The organism is Actinoplanes sp. NPDC051388 (assembly GCF_055586225.1).
This window is the reverse complement of record NZ_JBVJIP010000006.1, coordinates 354,203-365,445: the sequence shown is the minus strand read 5'-3', so window position 1 is coordinate 365,445 and position 11,243 is coordinate 354,203. Positions and strand designations below refer to the sequence as shown.

The 11,243-nt window shown below is 69.8% G+C and carries 6 protein-coding genes; 2 read left to right on the top strand and 4 right to left on the bottom strand.

Features of this window, described 5'->3' with window-relative positions:
• Positions 1-20: 20 nt before the first annotated feature.
• Positions 21-2,096, bottom strand: a complete 2,076-nt coding sequence (locus ACZ6TI_RS18230) for a S9 family peptidase (RefSeq protein WP_465346223.1) — start codon at positions 2,094-2,096, stop codon at positions 21-23.
• Positions 2,097-2,273: 177 nt separating this feature from the next.
• On the opposite strand from ACZ6TI_RS18230, the gene ACZ6TI_RS18225 reads away from it, so the two are divergent.
• The gene (locus ACZ6TI_RS18225) at positions 2,274-3,470 is read left to right on the top strand and encodes an FAD-binding oxidoreductase (protein WP_465346222.1); all 1,197 of its coding nucleotides are present in this window, start codon (positions 2,274-2,276) and stop codon (positions 3,468-3,470) included.
• Positions 3,471-3,498: 28 nt separating this feature from the next.
• Here the strand turns inward: ACZ6TI_RS18225 and ACZ6TI_RS18220 are convergent, their stop codons facing one another.
• The 3 genes from ACZ6TI_RS18220 to ACZ6TI_RS18210 are packed head-to-tail and all read right to left on the bottom strand — an operon-like array spanning position 3,499 to position 6,739.
• Positions 3,499-4,128 (bottom strand): dihydrofolate reductase family protein, encoded by a 630-nt coding sequence (locus tag ACZ6TI_RS18220; protein WP_465346221.1) that lies wholly within the window; start codon positions 4,126-4,128, stop codon positions 3,499-3,501.
• 41 nt (positions 4,129-4,169) lie between these two features.
• A complete protein-coding gene (locus ACZ6TI_RS18215; RefSeq protein ID WP_465346220.1) occupies positions 4,170-4,721 on the bottom strand; it encodes a dihydrofolate reductase family protein in 552 nt (183 codons plus the stop codon).
• Positions 4,718-6,739: a SpoIIE family protein phosphatase gene (locus tag ACZ6TI_RS18210; protein ID WP_465346219.1), complete on the bottom strand. Its 2,022-nt coding sequence runs from the start codon at positions 6,737-6,739 to the stop codon at positions 4,718-4,720. The genes ACZ6TI_RS18215 and ACZ6TI_RS18210 overlap by 4 nt, the downstream gene beginning before the upstream one ends.
• Before the next feature lie 113 nt (positions 6,740-6,852).
• Here ACZ6TI_RS18210 and ACZ6TI_RS18205 point away from each other — a divergent pair, with 113 nt between their 5' ends.
• On the top strand, positions 6,853-11,232 hold the full coding sequence (locus ACZ6TI_RS18205) for a hybrid sensor histidine kinase/response regulator (RefSeq protein WP_465346218.1): 4,380 nt from the start codon (positions 6,853-6,855) through the stop codon (positions 11,230-11,232).
• Positions 11,233-11,243 lie beyond the last annotated feature (11 nt).

Below are 11,243 nucleotides of genomic sequence, written 5' to 3'. Positions count from 1 at the left end.
GCGCGGTGGGTTGGGCGTCGTCAGGCGCGGCCGAGGACGTCCAAGGTCCAGGCCGTCATGAAGGCCTCTTCCTTCCAGGCGTCGTAGCGGCCACTCGGGCCGCCATGCCCCGCGCCCATCTCCGTCTTCAGCAGATAAGAACCCTCGGGCGCCGTCGCCCGCAGCTTGGCGATCCACTTGGCCGGCTCGTGGTACATCACGCGGGTGTCGTTCAGCCCGGTCATCGCCAGGATCTTTGGATAGCGCGCGGCGCGGACGTTTTCATAGGGGCTGTAGGACTTCATGTAGGCGTAGACATCCGCCGACTCGATCGGGTTTCCCCACTCCTCCCACTCGGTGACCGTGAGCGGCAGTGTCGGGTCGAGGATCGTGGTGACCGGGTCGACGAAAGGCACCTGCGCCACGATGCCGGCGAAAGCCTCCGGCGCCAGGTTGGCGATCGCGCCCATCAGCAGCCCGCCCGCCGAGCCGCCGCGGGCGACCAGCTTGTCGGCCGTTGTCCAGGCGCTCTTCACCAGCGCGTCGGCGCATGCCACGAAGTCGGTGAACGTGTTCTTCTTGGCCAGCATCTTGCCGTCCTCATACCACCGGCGGCCCATCTCGCCGCCGCCGCGGATGTGCGCGATGGCATAGACGACGCCGCGGTCGAGCAGCGACAGGCGAGGGATCGCGAAGTAGGGGTCGATGCTGTATTCGTAAGACCCGTAGCCATAGAGCACCAGCGGCGCGGACCCGTCCCGTGGCACACCCTTGCGCGCCACGATCGAGATCGGCACCTTGGTGCCGTCGTCGGCGAGCGCCCACTCGCGGAACTGCTCGTATGCCGACGGGTCGTAACCGCCCAGCACCGGCCGCTGCTTGCGCAACGTCATCTCGCGGGTCACCAGGTCGACGTCGAACACCGAGTCCGGCGTGACCATCGAGGTGTAGCCCAGCCGGACGGTCTGGGTCTCGTATTCCGGGTTGGCGGCCAGCCCGACGCTGTAGAGCGGCTCGGGGAACTCCATGTCATAGGAGTCCGTGGAACCGTCGGCCATCACCCGCAGCCCGGTCAGCCCGTCCGTCCGCAGCGAGATGACCACGTGGCGCTGGAACGCGTCGACCGCCTCGAGCCGGGTGCCCGGCTGCTCGGGGATCAGCTCGACCCAGTCGCCGGGGGCGTCGGCCGACGTGTACGACAGCGCGAAGTCCTCCGCGTTGTCGTTGTGCAGGATCAGGAAGCGGTGGCCGTGGTGCTCCACCGTGTATTCGACACCCTGCCGGCGCGGCGCGATGATCGTCGGCTCCGCGGTCGGGGTGTCCGCGGGAATCACCCGTACCTCAGAAGTGATTTTGCTGTGCGCGTCGATCACGATGAACTTCTCGCTGCGGCTGAGCCCGACGCCGACGAAGAAGCGCTCGTCGGGCTCGTCGAACACGATCACGTCGTCGGACGACGGCCGGCCGACCAGGTGGCGCCACACGCGGTTGGGACGCCAGGCGTCGTCGACGGTGATGTAGAACAGCGCGGTGGCGTCCCGCGACCAGGCGCTGCCATATGCCGTGTCGGACACCTCGTCGGCCAGCACCTCGCCGCTGCGCAGGTCCTTGATCCGCAGCGTGAAGCGCTCGTCGCCCGCGAAGTCGGTGGAGTAGGCCAGCCAGTTGCCGTCGGGGCTGACGTCGAACGTGCCCAGCTGGAAGAAGTCCTTGCCCTCGGCCAGCACGTTGCCGTCGAGCAGCACCTCCTCGCCGACACCGCCCTCGGTCGGCGGATCGGTCTCACCGGGACGGACCGGCACCCGGCACTGGATGCCGTATTGCTTGCCCTCCTCGGTGCGGGTGTAGTACCAGAAACCACCCTTGCGTGCCGGCACCGTCAGGTCGGTCTCCTGAGTGCGCGACTTGATCTCGCCGAACACCGTGTCGCGCAGCGCGGCGAGGTGCTCGGTCGCGCGCTCGGTCCACTCGTTCTCGGCCGTCAGATAGGCAATGGTGTCCGGATTATCCTTATCCGCCAGCCACGCATAGTCATCCGTCACGGTGTCACCGTGGTGGGTCCGCTCGGAAGGCTGACGCGCGGCCGAGGGTGGGCTGTCGGGCAGATTGGTCGTCACCCAGCACACGTTACCGGCGCGTCTGCGCAGCCCGAGTGCCACTGGCGCAAGCACTAGTCCCACGAACAGCCCTCCCCGGCCCCGTTCGAACATGTGTACGATACGCCAGAATGGACGATCTTCGGGATGTGACGCTCGTGTCAGTCTCGAGGGCCTTCGATGTCAGGGGAATGTGGAATGCCCGCGACCAATGGCTCGCCGCCGTTTCCGCCGGGGCCGCCGCTGCCCGGCCGGGAGCCGGTGCAGCGCGCCCTGGCCGACATCTGCGGGCCCGATTTCGCACGCACCGCGCGCTCGGTCGACGCGGTGGCCGGTCGGCGGGTCAGCTTCGTCGCCGTGCCCGCGACCGCCGGCCAGGTCGAGGGCACGATGTGGCTGGCCGCGCAGCGCGGTCTGGCCACGATGGCGCGGGGTTCCGGCAGCAAAATCGATTGGGGCACCCCGCCGCTCGGCGTCGATCTGCTGGTCGACACCGGCCGCCTGGGCGGCATGTGGGGGCACGTCCCGGAGCAGCAGGTGGCCGAGGTCGGCACCGGCACGCCGGTCCGGGCTCTGCAGGCCGCACTCGCCCTGCGCGGCCAGCGCCTGGCCGCCGACCCTCCATCCCGGACGGCGACGGTCGGCGGCATGCTCGCGGTGAACGAGTCCGGTCCGCTGCGCCATCGGTTCGGCGCACCGTCGACCCAGGTCTCCCGGGTGGGCTATGTGGACCTGGAGGGTCGTCGTCGCGAGGCGCCCGCCGCCTCGCTGCCCGAGATCGAGGGCGTGATCATGTCGGCGGCGCTGATCCTGACGCCACTGCCGGCCGCGCGCCGCTGGGTCGCCGTCGCGGTGTCCACCCCACTGCAGGTGCACAACCTGGTCGAGGAGGCGCTGGCCCAGGAGGTCGAGCCGAGCGCGGTCGAGGTCGACCTGCCGACGCCGGCGGCCGGCCGCCTCACCGAGCAGCCGCCGGGCGCCGTCGCGGTGCTGCTCGAGGGCAGCGGCACGTCGGTGGCCGAGCGGGCCGGCCGGCTGGCCAAGGCGCTGGGCAGCGGCGCCGAGATCACCGAGACGGCGCCGGCCTGGTGGGGGCGCTACCCGTTCGGACCCGGGGACGTGGCGATGCGCATCTCGGTGCGGATCGAGGACCTGCACGCGGCGGTCTATGCGCTGCGCGACGCCGCCCGCGGTCCGGTGCCGGTGCGCGGCTCGGCCGGCGTCGGCACGGTGCACGCGGTGCTGCCCGGCACACTCGGGCCGGAGCGCATCGAGGCGATCGTCGACTCGGTCCGCAGCGTGCTGATGGCCCGCAGCGGCCGCGCGGTGCTCATCGCGGCCCCGCCGGAGCTGGCCCGCGACCTCGACATGGCCGGCCGCCGCGAGCTCTTCTAGGGTCTGTTTCAAACAGACCCTAGGCAGCTCAGGGAACGATGAAGGCCGGCTCGGCCGGGTGGTGAGTGGCCAGCAGGTCCGCGGCCTTGTGCCGGCCGAAGGACGCCAGCGAGCCCACGGCATAGGTCAGATAAGCGAACTGGCCCATCTGCGCCACGTGCGTCAACACCATCTGCTGCGACGTCAATCGCCGCGGCAGCAGCGGCGCCCCCGCGCCCAGCGTGACCGGCGCGATGCCCAGGATGATCTCGTCGAGCAGGCCGTAATCGGCGAACTCGCCGACGAACTCGCCGCCGCCGACCAGCCACACGTTCTTGCCCTGTGCCGCGACCACCATCGCCTCGTGCACGCGCTTCACGTCGCCGCTGACGAAGAAGATGTTCGCGTCCGGCACCGGCGGCAGGTCGCGGTGGGTGAAGACCCAGCACGGCACGTTGCCGTACATGTCGAACCAGTTCTGCGGCTCGTCCAGCAGGTTGTCGTTCTGCAGGATCCACTCGTAGGTGGTCGCGCCCATGGCGAAGGCGCCCACTCCGGCGAAGAACGCGCCGAACGGGTTGTCGGTGCCCTCGTCGACCTCGAAGAGCCAGTCGAGCGAGTTGTCCTGGTCGGCGATGTATCCGTCGATGCTGGTCGCCGTGTAGTACTGCGTCTTCACGACGATCACGATGCCACGCGCAGGGGACAAAAGGGGCGGAATCAGCTCACGTCATAGGTCAGGTACGCGAACTGGTGCACCTGCCGAACCCCGGTGAGCGTGAGCCGCGACGACTCCAGCCGGCGGGGGAGCAGCGGCGCCCCGGCACCGAGCGAGACCGGCGCCACGCCCAGCACCAGGCGGTCGAGCAGCCCGGCATCGGCGAACTGCCCGACCAGGTCACCGCCCCCGACCAGCCAGATGTCCTTGCCGCCGGCGGCGGCCGTCATCGCCTCGTGCACCGGCCGCACGTCACCCCGGACGAACCGCACGTCGATCCCGGGGATGGCCGGCAGCGAGCGGTTGCTGAAGACCCAGGCCGGCACGTCGCCGTAGGTGGCGGTCCAGCTCTTCGAGGAGGCCGTGAGCCCTTCGAAATTGACGATCCACTCCCACGTGGTGCGCCCCATCGCGAACGCCCCGATGGACTCGAAGAACGGCGCGAAGTCCTCGTTGCCGCCGGAATCGGCGTCGAAGAGCCACTGCAGCGAATTGCCGGTGTCGGCGATATAGCCGTCGATCGTGGTGGCGGTGTAATAAACGGTGCTGCTCATGCGTCGTTCCGCAGAACCAGGATCGCGATGTCGTCCCGCGGCTCCTCGACCGAAAAGTTGATCGTGGTGGAGCGCAGCCGCGCCGCGATCACCTCCGCCGGATAACCCGCCAGCGGCGCCGCCGCGTCCCGCAGCCGCGCGGTGCCGAACAGCTCCCGTCCGCGCCGCCGCTCGGTCACCCCGTCGGTGTAGAAGATCAGCGAGTCACCCGGCTGCAGCATCACCGCGACGTCCGGTGACGAGATCGTCTCGAGCAGGCCCAGCGCGGTGCCGCCCTCACCGACGAACGACGCCTTGCCGTCCGCCTGCACGAGCACCGCGCGGTCGTGCCCGGCCAGGTGCAGGCAGACGGACAGCACGTTGCCCGGCGCCCGGTTCACCGACGCCATCGCGAGCGTGCAGTAGCGTCCGCCGCCGCGCTGCACCAGCGTGCGGTTGACCCGGCAGAGGATCTCGTCCATCGGCTTGCCGTCGTCGACCAGGATCCGGATCACGTCGCGGACCAGGCCGGTCACCGTGGCCGCCTGCACGCCCTTGCCGGAGACGTCGCCGACCACCACGAGCCAGCCGTCCCCGGAGGGGACCACGTCATAGAAGTCGCCACCGACCTCGGATCCGGTGGGCACGTATTCGGCCGCGAAGCCGACGCCCTCGACATGCGGCAGGGCCGGCGGCAGCAGCGATGCCTGCAGCGTACGCGCGACCTTGTGCCTTTCGTCGTGGATGCGGGCGTTGTCGATGGCCAGGGCGGCCCGCCGCGCCACGTCCTCCAGCACGGCCACCTCGTCGGCGTCGTGCCGGTGCCGGTGATGGCGTCCCACGGCCAGGGTCCCGAGGCGCTCACCCCGGGCCACCAGTGGCACCGCGAAGCCCTCCGCCGGCGCCCCGAACATCACCTGCGTGCCCAGCCGGGACGCCTCCTCGAGCCGGGCCAGTATCGAGTCCGGCCCGGTCTCGGCCAGCGTCGCGTGCAGCTGTGGCACCGCCGTCTCGTCGGCGTGCGTGGCCGCGGCCAGCTGCAGCCGGCCCCACGCGTCGGTGGTGTGCACCGCGCACCACCGGCCCAGCCGCGGCACCACCAGCTGCGGGATCAGCGCCATCGTCAGGTTCACGTCGAGCGACTGGGCGAGCAGCTCACTGGCCTCCGCCAGGAACGTGAGCCAGGTCTGCCGGCGCACGTCGGCCCGGCGCAGGCGGTCGTTTTCCAGGTGCAGCGACAGCCGCTCGGCGACGATCGTGGCCAGCGGCTGACCGTAACCGGTGGGGGACGCGTCGAGCTCGAGCTCGCCCGCGAAGGGCCGGTGCACGGTGAGCGGCACCCGGATGGTCTCCGCGTCGTCGCGGGGCGCGCGGCCGTAGCGGGCCAGGATCTGGCGGCCGTTGCCGTCGCCGCGGTCGAGGCGCACCACCCCGCCGGCCGCGCCGGTCAGCCGGGCCAGCCGGGAGAGCAGATCCAGCGCGAAGTCGCCCAGCCCCTCCTCCGTGGCGCGTTCCGGGCCGGTCTGGAGCAGCGCGGTGAGCGCGCCGACGCTGGGCGCGTCGCCCTCCGGCACCGCGCCGGTCGGCACGCTGGTCGCCATCGGCGTCAGGGTCGCCCGGCGCTCGAGCCGGAACCAGACGCCCTTGCCGCTGCCCTCGTGCACGGTGCCCCAGCGGCTGGCGAAGTGGTCGACCAGGAGCAGCCCCCGGCCACGCTCCGCAACCTCGCCGATGTCCACGCTGTCGTTGCGCGGGCCGACCGCGAGCTGCTCCACCGGGCCGGGCGCGAAGTCGGTGACCGTGACGGTGAGCCCGCCGCGGTCCGCGGTGACCTCGATGTCCAGCTCCGTGTTGGCGTGCACCACGGCATTCGTGGATAGTTCGGTGGTCAGCAGCAAGGCCTCGTTGAGCAGCGCATCGAGACCGGCCTCCTCGAGCACCGAGCGGACCAGGGCGCGGGCGGCGGCGGGGGTGCGGCGATCGTTGGGCAGCCGGACACGGCGCACCAGTGCGCTCGACGCTCCCGCCTCCACAGACACGCCTGCATCCTCTCCTGTCCACCGCTCGATGCACAAAGCCGTGTCTCGCATTGACCCGCTCGGGCGAGGGATGATGAAGCACCTTATGCCTGTCGACAGCGAGTGAGGACAGCATGACTGCGGCCAAACAAGCCAGCACCGCGGACACCGCACTGCTCGGCGAACTCGCCGAGGCTCTGCGGCGGGTGCGCCGCGGCGATCTCAAGGTCCGGCTGCCCCGGTGGTCGAGCACCGCGGGCGAGGTCGCGGATGCGTTCAACGAGGTCGTCGCGCTGCAGGAACGCCAGAACGTGGAGCTGCGGCGGATCGGCCGGATCGTCGGACGTGACGGCCGGCTGACCGAGCGCCTCGACGAGGAGGGTCTGGACGGCGCCTGGGCCGAGTCGGCGCGCTCGGTGAACTCGCTGATCGACGACCTGGGCCGCCCGACGACCGAGATCTCGCGGGTCATCGTGGCGGTGGCGGACGGTGATCTCTCGCAGCACATGGCACTGGAGATGGACGGACGACCACTGCGGGGTGAATTCCTCCGCATCGGCCGGACCGTGAACACGATGGTCGATCAGCTGTCGTCGTTCGCCGACGAGGTCACCCGGGTGGCCCGCGAGGTGGGCACGGAGGGTGAGCTGGGCGGTCAGGCCGACGTACGCGGCGTGGCCGGCACCTGGCGCGACCTGACCGACTCGGTGAACACGATGGCGTCGAACCTGACCCACCAGGTGCGTTCGATCTCGCAGGTGGCGACCGCGATGGCCCGTGGCGACCTGTCCCAGAAGATCACCGTGTCGGCGCGCGGCGAGGTGGCCGAGCTGGCCGACACCATGAACGGCGTGACCGACACCCTGCGGCTCTTCGCCGAGCAGGTGACCAGGGTGGCTCGCGAGGTGGGCACCGAGGGCAAGCTGGGCGGCCAGGCCGAGGTGCCGAACGTGGCCGGCACCTGGAAGGACCTCACCGACTCGGTGAACTCGATGGCCTCCAACCTGACCAGCCAGGTGCGAAACATCGCCCAGGTCTCCACTGCGGTGGCGAACGGCGACCTGTCGCAGAAGATCACGGTGGCCGCGCAGGGCGAGATCCTCGAGCTCAAGGACACCGTCAACACGATGGTCGACCAGCTTTCCAGCTTTGCCGACGAGGTCACCCGGGTGGCCCGCGAGGTGGGCACCGACGGCAAGCTCGGCGGCCAGGCGCAGGTGCGCGGCGTCTCCGGCACTTGGCGGGCGCTCACCGAAAACGTGAACCAGCTGGCCGCGAACCTCACCGACCAGGTGCGGAACATCTCCCAGGTGTCCACCGCGGTGGCCAAGGGCGACCTGTCGCAGAAGATCACGGTGGACGCGCGCGGCGAGATCGCCGAGCTGAAGAACACCATGAACACGATGGTGGACCAGCTCTCGTCCTTCGCGGACGAGGTCACCCGCGTCGCCCGCGAGGTGGGCTCGGAGGGCAAGCTGGGCGGTCAGGCCGAGGTCAAAGGCGTTTCCGGTACGTGGCGTGACCTCACCGACAACGTGAACTACATGGCCACCAACCTGACCAGCCAGGTGCGGAACATCGCCTCGGTCACCACAGCCGTGGCCAAGGGCGACCTGAGCCAGAAGATCACGGTCGACGCCCGCGGCGAGATCCTCGAACTCAAGTCCACCGTCAACACGATGGTCGACCAACTTTCCAGCTTTGCCGACGAGGTCACGCGCGTGGCCCGCGAGGTGGGCACCGAGGGCAAGCTCGGCGGCCAGGCGCAGGTGCGCGGCGTGGCCGGCACCTGGCGCGACCTGACCGACAACGTCAACTCGATGGCGTCCAACCTGACGGCCCAGGTGCGGAACATCGCCCAGGTCTCCACCGCGGTGGCGAAGGGCGACCTGTCGCAGAAGATCACGGTCGACGCGCAGGGCGAGATCCTCGAGCTCAAGTCGACCGTCAACACGATGGTCGACCAGCTCTCCAGTTTTGCCGACGAGGTCACCCGGGTGGCCCGCGAGGTGGGCTCGGAGGGCAAGCTCGGCGGCCAGGCGCAGGTGCGCGGCGTGGCCGGCACCTGGCGCGACCTGACCGACAACGTCAACTACATGGCGTCCAACCTGACGGCCCAGGTGCGGAACATCGCGTCGGTCACCACGGCGGTCGCCAAGGGCGACCTGAGCCAGAAGATCACGGTCGACGCGCGCGGCGAGATCCTCGAGCTGAAGGACACCGTGAACACGATGGTGGACCAGCTCTCGTCCTTTGCCACCGAGGTCACCCGGGTCGGCCGCGAGGTCGGCATCGAGGGCAAGCTGGGCGGTCAGGCCGAGGTCAAAGGCGTTTCCGGTACGTGGCAGGACCTCACCGACAACGTCAACCAGCTCGCCTCCACGCTGACCATCCAGCTGCGCGCGATCGCCGAGGTGTCCACCGCCGTGACCCGTGGCGACCTGACCCAGAGCGTGGCGGTCGAGGCCCAGGGCGAGGTCGCCGAGCTCAAGGACAACATCAACCAGATGATCGTCACCCTGCGCGACACCACCAAGGCGAACGCCGAACAGGGCTGGCTCGACTCCAACCTGGCCCGGATCGGCGGCCTGCTGCAGGGCCAGCGCGACCTCGGCGAAGTCTGCCGGATGATCATGACCGAGGTGACGCCGCTGGTGGACGCGCAGCTCGGCGCGTTCTTCATGGTCGACAACGAGCAGGCGGTGATGCGCCTGCGGCTGACCGCTTCCTACGGCTATGTGGCCCGCAACCACGAGGTGACGTTCGGCCCCGGCGAGGGACTGGTGGGCCAGGCCGCGGTCAGCCGCCGGACCATTCGGGTGCGCGCCACCCAGGACGGCGTGCTCACCATGCGCTCCGGGCTGATGTCGATGCCGCCGAGCGACCTGGTCGTGCTGCCGGTGCTGTTCGAGGGCGAGATGCTCGGCGTGATCGAGTTCGCCTCGGTGGCCGACTTCTCCGGCCTGCACCTGACCTTCCTCGAGCGGCTGGTGGCGGCCATCGGGGTCGCGCTCAACACGATCCAGGCCAACCGCCGCACCGAGGAGTTGCTCTCCCAGTCGCAGCGGCTGGCCCGCGAGATGCAGGACCAGTCGGCCGAGCTGCAGCGCACCAACGCCGAGCTGGAGGACAAGGCCCAGCTGCTGAGCGATCAGAAGGCCAACATCGAGACCAAGAACCGCGAGATCGAGCTGGCCCGGCTCGGTCTCGAGGAGAAGGCGCAGCAGCTCACCCGCACGTCGGCATACAAGAACGAGTTCCTCGCCAACATGAGCCACGAGCTGCGGACCCCGCTCAACTCGCTGCTCCTGCTGGCGCGGCTGCTCGCCGACAACCCGGATGAAAACCTGACGAACAAGCAGATCGAATTCGCCCGTACGATCCACAGCGCCGGATCCGACCTGCTCTCGCTGATCGACGACGTGCTCGACCTCTCGAAGATCGAGGCCGGCCGGATGGACGTCGAGCCCGACCAGGTCGACCTGGAGGGTCTCCGGCTCTATGTCGAGCAGGCGTTCCGCCCGCAGGCCGACGAGAAGGGCCTGGAGTTCCGGGTCGATCTCGCCGCCGACCTGCCCGCGGCGCTGGTCACCGACTCGCAGCGGCTGCAGCAGATCCTGCGTAACCTGCTGGCCAACGCGGTCAAGTTCACCGACAGCGGCGCGGTCACGCTGAGCATCTATGCGGCCGAGCCGGACATCGACTTCGACGTGCCGTCGCTGCGCCAGGCCGGGCAGGTGATGGCGTTCGCGGTCACCGACACGGGCATCGGCATCTCGGACGAGAAGCTCAGCCTGATCTTCGAGGCGTTCCAGCAGGCCGACGGCTCGACCGCGCGCAAATACGGCGGCACCGGCCTGGGCCTGTCGATCAGCCGGGAACTGGCCGCGCTGCTGGGCGGCGAGATCGTGGTGTCCTCGGTGCCCGGTGCCGGCTCCACGTTCACGCTGTTCATGCCGGACTCGTTCGTACCCGATGCCATGACCGCACCCTCGCTGCCGGCCCTGCCGGCGGCAACAGCTCAGCCCCGCACCGCGCCGCCGTCCCTGGAATTTCCGCTGATCCACCAGCGGCCCGAGGAGAACGGCCACGTGGTGACGCCGGCCAGCCGCCAGCTGGACGGCGCCACCGTGCTGATCGTCGACGACGACGTGCGCAACGTGTTCGCCCTGACCAGCGCACTCGAGATGCACGGGCTGAACGTGCTCTATTCGGACAACGGCGTGGACGGCGTGCGCATCCTGGCCGAGCACCCGGAGGTCGACATCGTCCTGATGGACGCGATGATGCCCGATCAGGACGGGTACGAGACGACTCGAGGCATCCGCCGCAATCAGCGCTTTCAGGATCTCCCGGTAGTGTTCCTCACCGCGAAGGCGATGCCCGGTGACCGCGAGTCGGCCCTGGCCGCGGGCGCCAGCGACTACATCACCAAGCCGGTGGACCTGGACGAGCTGATCGAGCTGATGGCCCGCTGGGTGAACGCGGAAACGGAGAAGCAGGATGGCCTTTAGGCCGGTTATGG